The organism is Vibrio sp. 10N.261.52.C2 (assembly GCF_041471425.1).
GTDB classification, from domain to species: domain Bacteria; phylum Pseudomonadota; class Gammaproteobacteria; order Enterobacterales; family Vibrionaceae; genus Vibrio; species Vibrio crassostreae_C.
In genome coordinates, this window is the sequence record NZ_JBFROH010000075.1 from 1 (window position 1) to 16361 (window position 16361).

Annotated in this window: 11 protein-coding genes; 4 read left to right on the top strand and 7 right to left on the bottom strand. The window is 44.1% G+C overall.

Annotated elements, in window-relative coordinates:
- Positions 1-147 precede the first annotated feature (147 nt).
- Positions 148-1710, top strand: a complete 1563-nt coding sequence (locus AB4307_RS21260) for a methyl-accepting chemotaxis protein (RefSeq protein WP_102393621.1) — start codon at positions 148-150, stop codon at positions 1708-1710.
- Between the two features lie 108 nt (positions 1711-1818).
- Here the strand turns inward: AB4307_RS21260 and tkt are convergent, their stop codons facing one another.
- Together tkt and tal are read right to left on the bottom strand one after the other, a co-directional pair.
- Positions 1819-3810: a transketolase gene (tkt, locus tag AB4307_RS21265; protein ID WP_372133407.1), complete on the bottom strand. Its 1992-nt coding sequence runs from the start codon at positions 3808-3810 to the stop codon at positions 1819-1821.
- An 87-nt stretch (positions 3811-3897) separates the two neighbouring features.
- Positions 3898-4848 (bottom strand): transaldolase, encoded by a 951-nt coding sequence (gene tal / locus AB4307_RS21270; RefSeq protein WP_372133409.1) that lies wholly within the window; start codon positions 4846-4848, stop codon positions 3898-3900.
- Positions 4849-5307: 459 nt separating this feature from the next.
- Here tal and AB4307_RS21275 point away from each other — a divergent pair, with 459 nt between their 5' ends.
- Positions 5308-6312: a sugar-binding transcriptional regulator gene (locus AB4307_RS21275; protein WP_017064428.1), complete on the top strand. Its 1005-nt coding sequence runs from the start codon at positions 5308-5310 to the stop codon at positions 6310-6312.
- Between the two features lie 172 nt (positions 6313-6484).
- Positions 6485-7855 carry a glycoside hydrolase family 18 protein gene (locus AB4307_RS21280; RefSeq protein ID WP_372133412.1) on the top strand — a complete coding sequence of 457 codons (1371 nt, stop codon included), beginning with the start codon at positions 6485-6487 and terminating at the stop codon, positions 7853-7855.
- 91 nt (positions 7856-7946) lie between these two features.
- On the opposite strand, the gene AB4307_RS21285 is transcribed toward AB4307_RS21280, so the two are convergent.
- The 5 genes from AB4307_RS21285 to AB4307_RS21305 form a co-directional block, all read right to left on the bottom strand.
- On the bottom strand, positions 7947-10241 hold the full coding sequence (locus tag AB4307_RS21285) for a putative bifunctional diguanylate cyclase/phosphodiesterase (protein ID WP_372133414.1): 2295 nt from the start codon (positions 10239-10241) through the stop codon (positions 7947-7949).
- Between the two features lie 385 nt (positions 10242-10626).
- Positions 10627-11475, bottom strand: coding sequence for a sulfurtransferase (locus tag AB4307_RS21290; RefSeq protein WP_372104368.1), 849 nt, complete (start codon positions 11473-11475; stop codon positions 10627-10629).
- 88 nt (positions 11476-11563) lie between these two features.
- Positions 11564-11878: a hypothetical protein gene (locus AB4307_RS21295; protein WP_372133417.1), complete on the bottom strand. Its 315-nt coding sequence runs from the start codon at positions 11876-11878 to the stop codon at positions 11564-11566.
- Between the two features lie 206 nt (positions 11879-12084).
- Positions 12085-12720, bottom strand: coding sequence for a hypothetical protein (locus tag AB4307_RS21300; protein WP_372133420.1), 636 nt, complete (start codon positions 12718-12720; stop codon positions 12085-12087).
- A gap of 11 nt (positions 12721-12731) precedes the next feature.
- Positions 12732-14867, bottom strand: coding sequence for an LruC domain-containing protein (locus AB4307_RS21305; protein ID WP_372133422.1), 2136 nt, complete (start codon positions 14865-14867; stop codon positions 12732-12734).
- A gap of 578 nt (positions 14868-15445) precedes the next feature.
- Between AB4307_RS21305 and AB4307_RS21310 the strand changes: the two genes are divergently transcribed.
- Positions 15446-16361: ISAs1 family transposase (locus AB4307_RS21310; protein WP_372133426.1), on the top strand; the 916-nt coding region annotated here is incomplete at its 3' end.

Below are 16361 nucleotides of genomic sequence, written 5' to 3' on the forward strand. Positions count from 1 at the left end.
GCTTAAGGTTCTGTCTATGTGAGGTACTTAGCTAATATTTGTATAAATAGCAGGCATTTACACAAAATGTGACGTTCACATTTTGTCATAACTTTAATAATTGTATATATTGCTTGCCTAAAATAATAATTAACCTAAATTAATATAATGACTGTCAGCTCATCTACTCAATCTCGTGAAACGCTTCTCAGCGAAAACGAACAACTTGTCTCTACCACTGATTTAAAAGGCGTGATTACGTACAGTAATGATGCTTTTTGTCGCATAGCGGAATACAGCCAACAAGAATTGCTAGGGCAACACCACAATATCGTAAGGCATAACGATATGCCGAAAGCCGCTTTTGCTGATATGTGGGTTAACCTAAAGCAAGGTAAAGCTTGGCGTGGCATCGTAAAAAACAAAACCAAATCTGGTGGGTTTTACTGGGTCGATGCTTATGTAACTCCAATTTACGACAATGGTAAGGTGAGTGGCTACCAATCTGTTCGTGTTAAGCCAAAGAATGAATGGATACAAGTTGCAGATAAGGCTTACCAAGGCCTCTTGAAGGCTGAAAAGTCGGGTCGCCAATGGTCATTAAAGATCAGTGACAGTGTTCGTTACGCCGTGTTGCTAGGCTCTTTGGCTGCGCCGTTAATTTCAAATCTCATTGAAGTAGGGCAAGTATCACAATGGTTGTTGAGCCTACTTCCTGTTTCAGCATTAGCACTGCTTTTCCGACAAGAGCTGATTGATACTCCACTGCAGTTGAAAAAGCTGCAATCTAAATTCGATAGTGTTAGTCGTCTTGTTTATTCAGGTAATAGTCAATTCTCTATTGCCGATTTTCACTTAAAACTATTGTCTGCAAGAATCCACACCGTATTAGGTCGCATGACAGACTCAGCCAAGCCGTTACAAGATTTGGCTGACAACCTAAATGCGACGTCATTTGAAGTATCAGAAGCCTTAGATCAACAAACAAAAGACATTCTTCAAGTACGAGAGGCGACTGAAGAGGTTGAAGTCACCGCCAATGAGGTCTCTTCTCGCACAGAAGAAGCGCACCAGATTGTTGATGTGACTTTGCAAACCTGTGCTGGCGCTAAAGAAAGCATTAATCAAACTCATCAAAACTTAGAGAGCCTAGCTTCTCAGGCTGAAAAGGCGACTCAAACGACTTACCAACTGAGCGATCAAGCGCAGAGCGTAAGCAAGATAATGGAAGAGATTGGTGGAATCGCCGAACAAACCAACTTGTTGGCCCTGAACGCTGCGATTGAAGCGGCGAGAGCGGGCGAGCAAGGACGAGGCTTTGCCGTTGTTGCCGACGAAGTCCGTGCATTGTCGGGTCGAACCTCAAAGGCTACGGTTCAGATCAAAGAGAGCATCGATACCATGCTAACGACGATTGAAGGGTGGCAAAAAGATATTCTGGCGAACCGTAAGCAAACGGACGCATGTGGTGATGTTGCGAAGGTGAGTGCAGAGCGCTTGTCGGAAGTCGAAAACCTAATGCAATCCATGAATGAACTCATGCAGTCTGTTGAAAGTTCTGCTCATAAGCAACGTGAGCTGTCGAGTGAAGTCAATCTGCATATGCAGTCTATCGCCTCGACCGCAGAACAAAACTTAGTGGCAACGCATTCTGTGAAAGACCACTCCACAGAGCTAAAAGAACAAGTCAATGAGTTCTACCAACTGGCAAAGCGTTTCGAAGAAAAATAGCCGTTAGATTTAATCCGAATGAGAGAAAAGACAAAAAAAGCCCCGTATTTTCATGCGGGGCTTTCTGTATGCATCAACCCATTGAAGGGCGAGACAATGTATTCAAGATTAAGCTAGAAGCTCTTTCGCTGTGTTTACTACGTTTTCAGTAGTGAAACCGAACATCTTGAATAGCTCACCTGCAGGTGCAGACTCGCCGAACGTTGTCATACCGATGATCTTGCCACCGAAACCAACGTACTTGTACCAGAAGTCAGCGATGCCAGCTTCTACAGCGATACGTGCCGTTACGTCAGATGGAAGTACAGACTCACGGTACTGCGCGTCTTGTTTGTCGAACGCATCAGTAGCAGGCATAGAAACTACGCGTACTTTCTTACCTTCAGCCGTTAGCTCAGCAGCAGCGTTAACCGCTAGCTCAACTTCAGAACCCGTTGCGATAAGGATAAGCTCTGGCTTGCCTTCACAATCTTTCAGGATGTAACCACCCTTAGCGATGTTTGCTACTTGCTCAGCGTCACGATCTTGTTGTGCAAGGTTTTGACGAGAGAAGATAAGTGCAGAAGGACCATCTTTACGCTCGATTGCTAGTTTCCAAGCAACAGCAGACTCAACTTGGTCACATGGGCGCCATGTGCTCATGTTTGGAGTTAGACGTAGAGAAGCGATTTGCTCAACTGGTTGGTGAGTTGGACCATCTTCGCCTAAGCCGATAGAGTCATGCGTGTAAACTTGGATGTTCTGAGTTTTCATCAGAGCAGCCATACGCATAGCGTTACGCGCGTATTCCATGAACATTAGGAACGTTGCGCCGTATGGTACGAAACCACCGTGTAGAGCGATACCGTTCATGATAGCCGTCATACCGAATTCACGTACACCGTAATGGATGTAGTTACCAGAGAAGTCGTTCGCTTCAAGAGACTTAGAACCAGACCACATAGTTAGGTTAGAAGGCGCAAGGTCAGCAGAGCCGCCCATGAATTCTGGTAGCATAGCACCGAACGCTTCTAGAGCATTTTGAGATGCTTTACGTGATGCGATGTTTGCTGGGTTAGCTTGAAGATCAGCAATGATTGCGTTTGCTTTCTCTTCCCACTCAGCTGGAAGTTCGCCGTTAGTGCGACGTTTGAATTCTGCTGCTAGCTCAGGGTAAGCCGCTGCGTATGCGTCAAACTTAGCATTCCACGCTGCTTCTTTCGCTGCGCCTGCTTCTTTTGCATTCCACTCAGCTGCAATATCCGCTGGGATTTCGAAAGGACCGTGTTCCCAACCCAGTGCCGCTTTAGTTGCTGTGATTTCATCAGCGCCTAGTGGGGCACCGTGACAGTCGTGCGTACCTGCCTTGTTTGGAGAACCAAAACCGATGATAGTTTTAGTACAGATAAGTGTTGGACGAGGGTCCGCTTTAGCCGCTTCAATTGCTGCATTGATAGCGTCAGAGTCGTGACCATCTACCGCTGGGATTACATGCCAGCCGTAAGCTTCAAAACGCTTAGGTGTATCGTCAGAGAACCAACCTTCAACTTCACCATCGATAGAGATACCATTATCATCCCAGAAAGCAACCAACTTACCAAGACCAAGCGTACCTGCTAGAGAACATGCTTCGTGAGAAATACCTTCCATCAGACAGCCATCACCCATGAATGCATAAGTGTAGTGGTCTACGATGTCGTGGCCTTCTTTGTTGAACTGAGCAGCTAGCGCTTTCTCAGCCATAGCCATACCAACAGCGTTAGTAATGCCTTGACCTAGAGGACCAGTCGTTGTTTCGATGCCTGGTGCGTAGCCGTACTCTGGGTGACCTGGAGTCTTAGAGTGCAGTTGACGGAAGTTCTTAAGATCTTCAATTGAAAGCTCGTAACCTGCTAGGTGCAGCAGAGAGTAAATCAGCATTGAGCCGTGGCCGTTAGACAGGATAAAACGGTCGCGGTCAGCCCACTCTGGGTTTGCTGGGTTGTGGTTTAAGTGAGAACGCCAAAGTACTTCAGCGATGTCAGCCATACCCATAGGTGCGCCTGGGTGACCAGAGTTTGCTTGTTGTACGCCGTCCATGCTTAGAGCACGAATAGCGTTAGCTAGATGTTTGCGATTCATAAGAACTTCCGAATAAAAATTAAGAAAAACAAAATTGATAAAAGTAGGGGAACTGAACGTTCCCCTATTTGAATTTGGTAAGAGTGATTACAGCTTAGCTGCGATCATGTCTTCTAGTTTGCCTTGGTCAACGGCGAAGTTGCGGATGCCTTCAGCCAGTTTCTCAACAGCCATTGCATCTTGGTTGTGGTCCCATAGGAACTCAGCGTGAGTCATCGCTGCTGGACGCTCTTTAGTACCGTTAGAGTCGATAAGCTTCTCTACTACTTCGCCTTCTGCTGCTTCTAGGTCTGCTAGAAGTTGAGGTGCGATAGTTAGACGGTCACAACCAGCAAGTTCAAGGATCTCGCCGATGTTACGGAAGCTTGCGCCCATAACAACAGTCTTGTAACCGTGGTCTTTGTAGTAGTTGTAGATATCTGAAACAGAGATTACACCTGGATCTTCTGAAGCTTCGAAATCACGACCTTCTTTCGCTTTGTACCAGTCCATGATGCGACCTACGAAAGGAGAGATTAGGAATACGCCAGCTTCAGCACAAGCACGAGCTTGAGCGAAAGAGAATAGAAGCGTTAGGTTACAGTTGATGCCTTCTTTCTCTAGGATTTCAGCAGCACGGATGCCTTCCCAAGTAGAAGCCAGTTTGATAAGGATGCGGTCGTTAGTGATGCCAGCGTCGTTGTACATTTTGATAAGTTGACGAGCTTTAGCAACGCTGCCTTCCATGTCGTAAGAAAGACGAGCATCTACTTCAGTAGAGATGCGGCCAGGTACAACGTTAAGGATTTCTTTACCGATGTTCACGTTAAGCATGTCACAAGTGTCTTGAACTTGTTGTGCTTTGTCGCCACTTTGCGCTTTAGCGTATTCGATAGAAGCATCGATTAGAGGTGCGTACTCAGCAATTTGAGCGGCTTTAAGAATTAGAGATGGGTTAGTTGTTGCATCTTCAGGAGTGTACTTGCTGATAGCTTCGATATCGCCAGTGTCAGCTACAACAGTTGTTAGTTTACGAAGTTGCTCTAATTTATTGCTCATTTTGATCATCCTATGTATCGCAGAACACCCCTTTAATGGGAGAGGTGTGGGCATTTGCAAGCGAACTAATGAAGTTCCTCATGGTTGTACCAGTGAGTCAAACTTACATTAATTTAAATTTTTCTCCGAACGAACATTTGCACAGAACATTTGATCGCTCGATGAGTAAATGATGTAGTCATATTTATCCGATCTAGCCCCAAAGTCAACGGTAAATAGTGCTGTATGGTGACTTCAGTCAAATATATTTCGCTCTAGTAATCATGGGGTATACAAGCAAACGTTTAACGAGCAAAGTGAGGTGAATTAATCAACAACAAAACCATGGTTATGACTATGAGCAAATGTACCTTGCTGTTACATATGTTTGGGGTGTAAACTTGTGTATCACTTGCTTAAGCATCGAACATTTGTTCTTCAAGCAGGTAAAATAATTGTTAAATATTGGTTGAGTGGTATATGAGTAAGAATATCCAAGATGTTTCCGAAGAAAACACTGATCTCCTCACTGAAGTAGCGGTTGCTTATTATCAAGATGGTGCCACGCAAGAAGAGATATCTAAAAAGTACTCTATCTCCCGTGCAAAGGTTGGTCGAATGCTCAAGCAAGCCCGAGATGAGGGCATTGTTGAGATCACCGTGAAATACCACCCTGTCTTTAGTGCGAAGATCGAGCAACGTTTGATCGAACGATTTGGTGTAAAGCGTGCGCTTGTGGCACTAGACCAACCGAATGAAGAGAAGCAACGACTCCAAGTAGCCGGTTTAGTGTCTAACTATCTTACCAGTACACTGAAAAACGGTATGGTGGTGACAGTAGGGCAAGGGCGAAACGTATCGTCTGTTGCTCACCACACTGGCGTCATTACGCCACGAGACTGTAAATTCGTGTGTGGTATCGGCGGTATTCACCCAAGAGGCGGTATGTTTAATGCCGACCATATATGCAGGCAGCTAGCCAAAAAGTACGGTGGATCTTCTGAAACCTTATACGCGCCGGCTTATGCCGAGAATAAAGCGCAAAAAACCGCATTTATGGAAAACAGCACCGTTAAGCAGACACTCGATCTCGCTCGAAAAGCCGATGTTGCATTAGTCGGTATCGGTGATATGAGTGAAAACAGCTATATGGTCGACTTAGGTTGGTTTACCGCAGGTGAGGTCGTTCAATCTCGTTTATTGCAAGGAGTCGTCGGTGACTTTGCGGGTTATGACTTTTTCGATGTTCACGGTAAAACAGCAAACACAGTAATGAGTGACCGTGTGATTGGTTTGGCCTTGGAAGAATTCCGCCCAATTGCAGAAGTCATTGCCATTGCAGCCGAGAACAGTAAACCACTCGCTTTGTTAGGTGCACTAAGAACCGGCGTGGTAGACGTGATCGCAACCAGCGTAAGTAATGCTTTAACGGTACTTAATTTGGACGAACAACTTAGCGTGAATAAACCATACGGCAGTGAATAGTAAGATATTTATGCTTCGTTGAATTCACTATTTGAGTAATCATGGAAATTCCCCCTAATGAAACCAGTGCAATAAGGGGGATAACTATTAGACATGACTCGAATAGTGAATTTGTTCAGCGGTTGAAAGAATTATCACTCTTTAATGTTAAGCCACATTAAAGGAGATAATTATGAAACTGTCATTTATCACACACGCTATTTCTAGCAACAGTGACCAATCAAGTTCTATCTTTAAATCTATTTCTATCTTTGGGCTTAGCTCAATAGCCACGGCTTGTATGCTCACACCTACAGTACATGCCGATGATAAAGTCGTCGCAGGGTATTTTGCGGATTGGCAATATCTGAATAAAGACAACCCTTATACCGTTGACGACATACCTGCAGACAAGCTCTCACATATTATTTACGCCTTCTTGAGCATGTGTGGTCCTCATAGCGGTACTGGTGAGCCTGTCCAAAAACAAATTCAGCAGCAATGTGCAGACAAACAACCATATACCGCGATTATTGTGGATAAAGAAGCTGCGTTAGAAGTCGATTTCGGAGACGTGGGTGTTGATGTCGCCTATAAAGGTCACTTTGCCCAGTTAGCTCAATTGAAGAGCGAAAATAAAAATATCAAAATATTGCCCTCATTTGGTGGGTGGACAATGTCTGAACCTTTCCATGCGATGGCGAAAGATCCTAAAGCCATTGCGCACTTTTCAAGAACTGCTGTTGAGTTGATCCAAAAATACGACTTCTTTGATGGTATTGATCTTGATTGGGAATACCCAGGAGGCGGCGGCTTAACCACTTCGCCTTGGAACCCAGAGACTAAACTAACGGATGAGCAAAAAGCGCTAGAGCGTGAAGCATTTACACTTTTAGTAAAAACAATCAGAAGTGATTTGGACGCTCTATCAAAGACGACTCAAAGAGATTACGAGCTTTCAACGGCTGTCGGTGTTGGCGCTAAGGCTGCCCAAATTGATTGGAACGCAGCCAGCCCATATTTGACGAATATGTTTGCGATGACGTATGACTTCCTCGGAGGCTGGGGAACTCAAACAGGTCACACAACAAACTTACATGCGACAGAGCGCAGTTGGTGGGGAATGGGAGCTGATGTCTTCATTAATCAGATGATAGAGCAAGGTATTCCTAGCGAGAAACTCGTGATCGGGGCAGCTTTTTATGGTCGAGGCTGGCAAGGGACAAAAGACTTTGCTGGAGAGCTGCCTAAAGGTGACCTAGTTTCTGAACGAGGAGCGCAGTTTGGTACCGGTGAAAACGGTTACTTTATGTTCTGGGACCTTATGAATAACTACAGCAGCAAACAAGGTTATGAGTATAAGTACGATGAACAAGCTCAAGCACCTTATTTGTGGAACCCAGATAAAAAAGTATTCATATCTTTTGAAGATCAGCGTTCTATTAAAGCAAAGGCAGAATGGGCGAAGAAATCAGACCTAGGCGGCATTTTTACTTGGGAATTATCAGGAGATCCTTCCGGGCAGTTGATCGATGTTATGCATAGTGAAATGAATAAAAAGTGAAATGAATAAATAACCGAACAGAAAATATCTAGAAAATAAGGTAGGTGTTTATCTGCCTACCTTATTTAGCTCGTCTATTTAACTCACGTTCTTAAACAGAACATTCCGCGTGCTCGGTCACTTGCTTGTTTAGGTGAGTAGCCAGCTCATCGTAAGGAATAGGGCGAGAGAAGTAATAGCCTTGCATTAAATCACATCCACATGCCTTTAGAATCGCGAAGTGCTCGTTGGATTCTACGCCCTCTGCCAACACCACCATGCCGAAGTTCTTACCGATTGCGATGATGTTTTGCACCATGGTGAGTGACTGTTGATCGACAGCAATGTTCTCAATAAAGCTCTTATCGATTTTAAGCTCATCGATAGGCAGTGCTTTCAACATGCTGAGTGATGAATAGCCTGTACCGAAATCATCTAAAGAGATCTTTATATTCTTCTCTTTGAGGGCTTCAAAAGTCGGTTTCACCAAAGTCACATCTTCAATGAACAAGCTCTCCGTAATTTCTAGCGTTAAACAGCTAGGAGAGAGTTGATACTTTTCTAGTGTCGCGAACAGGTGCTCAGAGAAGGATTGATGAGAAAACTGACGCACTGATATGTTGATCGACAGCCCTATCTTTTGTTCCGTTGTTCGGTGCAAGTGGGCGATCTGCATAATGCTGGACTCAATAATAAAAGTCCCCAGTTTTTGCATTAAACCCGTGTTCTCTGCTATCGGTATAAAGACATCTGGCGGAACAAAACCCAATTCCTCATCAATCCAGCGCACGAGTGCTTCTACACCATGAATACTTTCATTTGCACGAACCAGCGGTTGGAAAACCATGAACAGCGTTTGTTTCTCGATAGCGATGCGTAGCCTTTGTTCTACTTTCATTTTGTAGAGATGAGCATCTTGCATTTCCGTTGTGAAAATACTGTACGAGTTTTGCTGCTGTTTCGCTTTGTACATTGAAATATCGGCAGAACGTAACAGGCTATCCAGATCTTTTCCGTGTTCTGGGAAACGCGCTACGCCGATGCTGCAACCTAACAAAAACTGAGCGCTTTCAACTTCATAAGGTTGAGAAAGCACTTCAATAATGCGCTTGGCGAGTCGTTTAATTTCAGCTTCATTCGACAAGGGCGTCAAGAACAAAAACTCATCACTGGATTCACGTACCAATAGGCTGAGGCGAGATCGGAACCTCATCAAACGCAAAGCGATCTGTTTGAGAACCTTATCTCCAAAGTCATGCCCGTGGGTGTCATTGACGCATTTAAAGTTATCGATATCGATAAACAACAGCGAAAACGGCTCTGACTCATCGTCAATCCATTTACCAATGTTTCTACGCATGTACAAACGGTTTGGCAGAGAGGTTAAAGGGTCATGGTTCGCCTGATAAATGAGTTGGCTACGAGTCCGTTGTTCATTCTTGGCAATCGACTTAACCAAAAAGTAGAAACCAAACTGAAGAAAAATAAAGGCAACGAAAAGAATGCTGAACTCTTGTATGAATATACTATCGACGTGAGTTAGATCCGTACGTCCTACCACCCATAATTTGTAGTTTGGGATGTATTTCGCGCTCATCAAAGAGTGGTACTCTTCATCGTCGACGACAAAAGAATAGGTTTCTTGCCCATTCATCGCTTCTTGTACGCTAATTCCGAAGTGGTCGGTAAAGATACTTGCAATACGCTGTATGACATCTTTGCCGACTGGAGAGGAATAGGCACTCTCAGATTCAATATCACTTGAATAAAACTGGCGATAGCTGTCTTTTCTGATCAGGCTTAGTGTATTGAAACTTCCGGCGTGAGCATTATTTTCAAATACGATCGTTGCGTCTAATCGTAGCCCTGCGGTCATTACTGCATGGGTTTTCTTGCCATCGATTGAAATGGATTTTCTCAGCGGGATGACTAAGCTATTCAACGAATCTTGAAAATAGGTACGGCCAAGCACCATGCTACTGCTTGATAGGGCGTCTAGGAAGGAGCCTCTGGTTGGCGCGTATTGCAGCAAGTTCCTTTGATTCGCAAGTTCGAGATTTGAGCTAATCGAGAGGTAATCACCGTCGGTGTTCAACAAGCCAAACGCTGCTATCGCAGGGTGGGTCTCAAGTAGCTTGTCTAATATTGGCCTAATCTGGATAGATGCAGTACGTGTGAAATCAGACTGTTGAGCCAGTTGATGGCCAACCACTTCTAACAAGGCTTCTTGACTGGTCAGCAGCGAGTTGACGGAGCTAGAAAAAAGCTCAACCTGAATGTGTTGCTGCTCTATGAAGTCGTCTCTGTTTGCTTTCCAGTTTGTTATTCCCAACGCGGCGAAAAGTATCAGGGTCAGTAGTACGACAAACGCGTACAGCGACCAGATATTTTGCTTAAATAGAGCCATGAAATGCCTTTGTTGGTTACTACTTTTAACAGACTGCAAGTGACAAACTATTGGGTTGTCAGCGCGATTCATGCAACGAAAAATACAAACATCAATGATGAAAGTATTAATGATTAAATAGTGTAACGACTACGAGCAGAGATTCTTGAGTGAAAAATTAGTATTCATAACGTCGATAACGATTAGTTTATGATTAATCACGAATTATGGTTAGCAAGTTGATGTGGGTTACAAATCAAACGGCGTGAATCGAGTCTTGGTCTCAAATGAACATAGCGTTAACTGCGACATAGAGGCTTACTTCATGAGACGTGGGGCCATCATTATCAGTAAGCTCTTTATGCATGCGCAGTATATTCTAATAGTTGCATTAAGCGAAGTTGAATTACTTTTTAGTCACGGCGATAGGGAGTTTGTCGTTAGCACCCCATTCCGTCCATGAACCATCGTAAACACCCATTTCACCGTTATAGCCAGCGAGTTTAGCGGCTAATAATATGATGCAAGCTGTTACGCCAGAGCCACAGCTAAAGAACATAGGTTGAGAAGGCGTTAATTCTAGCGTTGAAAAGATATCAATAAGCTCTTCTTGGGACTTTAACTTGCCGTTTTTGAGTACTTGGGCAAATGGTAGGCAAATAGAATTCGGTATATGGCCACTACGCAAGCCTTCACGTGGTTCAGGAACTTCTGAATCGAAACGAGCTTGAGAACGAGCATCTACAATGTTTGCGCTCTTGTCAGTTGAGTAACCTTCAATCTGCTGAGCACTGACAAAGTAGTTGTCTTGAATATGGCCTTCAAAATTGCCCGCTTTTACTTCGGTGCGATAGTCAGTCTCGGTCGCGTAACCGGCTTCGATCCAAGCTGGCAAACCGCTATCTAAGATGAATACGTCGTTGTGTCCCATTGCCATAAACATCCACCACGCACGAGGAGAAGCGAAGGTTCCGGAGTTATCGTAAACCACAATCGTACTGTCTTGATTGATGCCAATTTCTTTTGCGCGAGTGTTGAAGTGTTTTTCGCTCGGAAACATGTGAGGAAGCAGAGTGTGCTTGTTACAAAAGTCTTTGTCGTAGTCAAAACGAATAGCACCAGGAATCATTTGTCCTTTGATCTTTTCTGACTCGCTTGGAATTTGAAACTCGATGCTGGCGTCGAGGATGATGATATTGTCTTCTGCTAGCAAACGTTGTTGAAGTTGTTGTGGTGAAATGAGTGGCTGATTCATTATTGTTATATCCATTCTTGTTGTTATAGCAAATACAGTGTTATAGCGATTACGGTTGTTTTAGCTAATACAGTTGTTGCATCGATTACTACTGTGAAGCTCGACAGTGGATGAACTGATAACTGCTTTGTCCGGTTATTTGATTGTTTAATGTATCAAGCGCGACCACAGAATCAATAGGGCAGTCTGTGGTTGGAGCAATAGAGACCCGAAATACGTCATTATCTTTTGTCTGAACCGTAAGATAACGCCTGTGCCCATCTAAGGACTGAGTGAGCGTGTTCGAAATTACTTTGGCTTGAATGCGTTGCCCCGTCTCTGATGTTAGCGGGAAATAGGCAAGGGCAACTAACACGCCTACGCCACACATTAAGATAAATAGACCTATTTTTAACTGTTTCATGAGAGTAAGTCTTTGAAGGTTATGTTGAAAATATAAGTGAGGTTGGTGGTAAAGTGAATGCTACTCGCTAAGAAAGCTGAATTAACTGCTCTTCGACGAAAATAAAAAAGTGAGCATTTCTGCTCACTTCCTACTTACAAACAATCCATTTTGACTCTGTTTCGTCAGAGTTCTCGCTAACGACAAGTTACCTGCTGTTAAACAATTTACTGCCAGACAATCTGAGAGTCGCCGCTAGAAACCACTTGTTGTAATGGAGGTTGACCATCGTAGAACCAAATCTCTATCAAGAGTGCTTCATGGTTTACCGGTGCTGCAAAGTTCGAGGCGAATACGCCATTATCTAATGGACCTGCAATGACCTTGCTGGAGTAATCCGGCTTCAAGGTTGAGTCATCTCTTGTACTAAATCGGCTATAAACGGTTACAAAAGAACGGTCTGTCGAAATGCTGCTGATGTCGATGTCGAGATCAAACTGTTCAACAGAGTCGTAGTCAAACCCGTCAGGTACCACCAAATCACTCATCGTATAGCTTTGCGCTGCTACCGCACTTGTCGCGGGAGATGGCGAAGGCGTTGCGGTTACCGGAGTCGTTGCTGTTACCGGATTCGACGGTGTTGCAGGTGCCGAGGGTGTAGATGGCGATGGAGTAGATGCACTGCCGCCTCCACCACCGCCGCCCCCACAACCGGCTAATACTAATGGTGCTGCAGCTAAAATAACGGCGAGTGACTTCTTGATGTTCCAAGTGCTTTGTACAGACATACGTTTTTCCTCAGAGAGATTGCGGCTTGAATCAACGCAATGATTGTCTCGATATTGTTTAGTGTGAATAGTCATAACGTCTCTCCTTATGGTTCGTAACGTTGGTTGTCTGCAGGTGATTGGTACCATGTTTGGTTCGTTTCACCGCCGGATTCTGCGTATTCTTTAAACTCTGGATAAGCGGTAACAATATCGACGTACTCTAAAGGCCACTCCCATTCGTCATCTGAAGTCACTATTAGCGCCCAAGGGTGGTTTTCTACTGTTTTGAAGTATTTACCTGTTGATGCATTACTGTCATCAACGCCTAATCCAGCTTCAAAGAGGTTAGTGGTATCAAATGCCTCGGTTGGTGCTTGGTCTGGTAAGTGAACCTCCCAGCTGCGTCCTGGATGTAGAGGTAGGTTTTCACCGTGATAATACCCAGGCGTTGCGAAGATGAACGGGTCGTAAGGCATATCGGTCCAGCTGCCAGTACTCACACCGTCACCGGCTAAAGTAATACCAATTTGGAACGAGAACTGCTCATCTTCTTTACATCCATTACTGGTGCGGTAGAAGGTACAGCCAGTGCTGATTTTTTCTGTCAGGTCATTGGCGATAACAAAGATTGCTTCGCTACGTCCATCTTCTAGATCGAGGTCAGTGAATACGCCATTGTGTTTCATGTAAGAGCTGCCACTACTCACCAAGCTCGGGTCGAGGTTAGGAAGTCGAACAGCAAAACCATTTCTGTACGTTGCCCCGACAGCAGCTAGGCGGCCGTCGATAGTTGACTTAACGACTTTTCCATCTTTAAGGATTTCAGTAATACGATACATAAGAACAGCATCGTTCATGTCGTAGTCAGCTTTATAAGGCCAGTTATCTTCGTACGCTAGCGTTGCGTAACCAGAAGCACTTGGGAAGTAACGAGCGGTGGCACCATCGTTAAGAACATCGACTTGAATATCGACCACCTCACCAGAGGTTGAACCGCCAAAGTAACTTAGGTTGGTTTGTTGACTGAATCTAAATCGAGCCCACGTCGTACCGGTCAGAGCGTTGATATCGACATTTAGGAACAGATCGTTTTCACCCGCATCTAACAGGTAATCGGTAAACACTTGCTCGTTGGCGCCATCAAAGCTGCCATCTTGGTTCCAGTCTATCCAAGCCGAAAGGTAACCGGTTGTTGAAGCCTCAATCACCACTTTTGAATCAAGACCAGCTTCAAGTGCGGTTACAAAACCGATACCACCGTTCGCCCACTCATCATCCACCCCGACAGTTTCATCTGATTGAGGTGTGACATAACCATCTAAATCCGCATCTGGAGGAGTTGTACCTAACCATGTGATGCCATCGAGTTCATGTCGAGGGCCATTGCTCGCCAGTAACGTTAGGTAGCTGTCTGGAGCATCACCGAAGTCGATGTTTGAGTCTTCATCAACAACAGGTGCATTAGCACAACGAGCACCATCATTTTGATTCGAAGAAGGGCCATTCGATACGAACTCTACAGCAGGAACGACACCTGCAGCGATGTTTGCAGCGTTATCTGGGGATAGGTTGATACGGTAGATCTTACCGTCTTGATTTCGAGATACGTAATAGTAGCCGTTTACATCAAAATAACCTGCGCCAAACGTCCCTGTTTCTCCGGTATCACCAATATAGGTTTCTGCACCTGTAGTTGGGTTGAAGCTGTACAAGCCACCCGAGTTATTGTCGATACCATATAAAGAGCCATCACTTGGATGGAAAGCAAAATCAGTCAGTTTTACAGTTGCAGGGCTGCCTGCGATTTTGTTGACCGTGACGGTCGCATTCGGATCAGAGTCTAAAGGAGAGAGGTCAACAGTAAATAGTCCCTTACCTGTACGATACAAGTAGTAAACATGGTCATAGACGTCGCCGACATAGAAAGTGTGATCGGTTGGTAAGCCACTGGTATTGATAACTTCTGCTTGGAAGTCTTGACCAAGACGCACTAAACGTTTGTTGGTGGTGTCATAGCCATAAATATATCTGTCTTGAAAGTCGAAACCGACACCATTGATATTGGCATTCATACCCGTATCGTCTTCTAACAGTGTGGTTGAACCTGTTACTAGGTTTACACCCCAAACTTCAACGGGTTTCGACTGAAAGAGGTATGCTTGACTAGGGCAGGTATCGAATGGCGCTGCGTTGGCGACTAGAGGGGCACTTAATAGCAAACTTAACGTTGTAATTCTCATATCTACATCCTTGTGATGGAAGGTCTAGATATTCAATCAAGTTACGTGCCAGTTTTAAGCATTTGATTTAATGGGTTTTTATTATTTATCGAGTTCAGTTTCCAATTTGAGTGTCAATATGAAAGTGTGCCATCCAAATAGCCAAAGGCCTTTATATTTCTATTTGATTAGAGCTAAGGATACAAGAGCTTAGGCGGTAATTACGAGTGATTGTCTAATAGGCTCTGTATGTATTCACTCGTGAATGGAACAATATCTGAGACCACTTTGGATGCTAAAATGCTTTCAGCGTTAGCTTTTATTCTGACATATCGAAAATGCTTGCCATAAACCTTTACTCCTCCAAACGGTAAACTCTTTCCTTTGTTAATCAATTCACAATCTGAGTTTGATTCATAAAGGGAATACCCCAGGGCAAGATCATGAAAAACCCATATGGAATAAGGGGTAGCGTGAAGTGATGTTTCCACTAATTTGTACACTGAAGTCACAACAAATTCAATACATTCAAGATCGATTTGATGATCAGATTTAGGTGTGATCATATACTGTTTTTTAACAGCAGATATTTAGCCACAATGAATGGATTAAGCCTTTTGGACCATATTTCAGTTATTCGAGACCCTCGCCAAGCTTGGAAAATAGAGCACACGCTAACCGACATTATCTTCTTAACAATTGCAGCAGTGATTGCTGGTGCTGAAGGTTGGGAGGATATTGAAGATTTTGGTGAAGATAACTTGGAATGGCTTAGGCAGTATGGTGATTTCAAACAAGGCATACCAGTACACGATACCATTGCCCGAGTTATCAATCTTATTTCCGCCAAGCAACTGCAACGATGCTTTACTGCGTGGATGAAAGACTGTCATGAGACGACAGAGGGTGAAGTGATTGCTATCGACGGCAAAACTCTCAGAGGCACATACAACAAAGACAAGCGTTGTGGTGCAATCCATATGGTTAGTGCCTTTAGTGCAGCAAACCAAGTTGTACTAGGACAAGTGAAGACTGCGGATAAAAGCAATGAAATAAAAGCGATCCCTGAACTGCTTGAAATGCTTTCCTTGCGAGGTTGTTTAGTGACTATTGATGCTATGGGATGCCAGAAGGATATAGCTGAAAAGATAGTCGCTCAAGATGCAGATTATCTCTTAGCGGTAAAAGGTAATCAAAAACGATTGGAGCAAGCGATTAGCCAAGTGTTTAATTCTAGTATGATTAATAGTTTTGAAGGTGATAAATACGTCACTCAAGAGAAAGGGCATGGTCGTACAGAAACGCGTTTGAGTATGGTTGTTCACAATACAGATTTCTTAGGCTATATAGCGTTTGATTGGGCTGAACTCTCCACAATTGGTATGGTCGTTTCAATTCGTCAAGAAGGTGATAAGCCAGCAGAAACAATGCAAATCAAGCACTACATAAGCTCAGCAAAACTAACGGCTAAAGCTTTACTAGAGAGCACGCGAGCACATTGGAGCATTGAAAATC

What these genes read in the sequence shown, in the direction of transcription:
- AB4307_RS21260 (WP_102393621.1), top strand. Translation starts at nt 148, where the DNA reads ATGACTGTCAGCTCATCTACTCAATCTCGTGAAACGCTTCTCAGCGAA.
- tkt (WP_372133407.1), bottom strand. Translation starts at nt 3,810, where the DNA reads ATGAATCGCAAACATCTAGCTAACGCTATTCGTGCTCTAAGCATGGAC.
- tal (WP_372133409.1), bottom strand. Translation starts at nt 4,848, where the DNA reads ATGAGCAATAAATTAGAGCAACTTCGTAAACTAACAACTGTTGTAGCT.
- AB4307_RS21275 (WP_017064428.1), top strand. Translation starts at nt 5,308, where the DNA reads ATGAGTAAGAATATCCAAGATGTTTCCGAAGAAAACACTGATCTCCTC.
- AB4307_RS21280 (WP_372133412.1), top strand. Translation starts at nt 6,485, where the DNA reads ATGAAACTGTCATTTATCACACACGCTATTTCTAGCAACAGTGACCAA.
- AB4307_RS21285 (WP_372133414.1), bottom strand. Translation starts at nt 10,241, where the DNA reads ATGGCTCTATTTAAGCAAAATATCTGGTCGCTGTACGCGTTTGTCGTA.
- AB4307_RS21290 (WP_372104368.1), bottom strand. Translation starts at nt 11,475, where the DNA reads ATGAATCAGCCACTCATTTCACCACAACAACTTCAACAACGTTTGCTA.
- AB4307_RS21295 (WP_372133417.1), bottom strand. Translation starts at nt 11,878, where the DNA reads ATGAAACAGTTAAAAATAGGTCTATTTATCTTAATGTGTGGCGTAGGC.
- AB4307_RS21300 (WP_372133420.1), bottom strand. Translation starts at nt 12,720, where the DNA reads ATGACTATTCACACTAAACAATATCGAGACAATCATTGCGTTGATTCA.
- AB4307_RS21305 (WP_372133422.1), bottom strand. Translation starts at nt 14,867, where the DNA reads ATGAGAATTACAACGTTAAGTTTGCTATTAAGTGCCCCTCTAGTCGCC.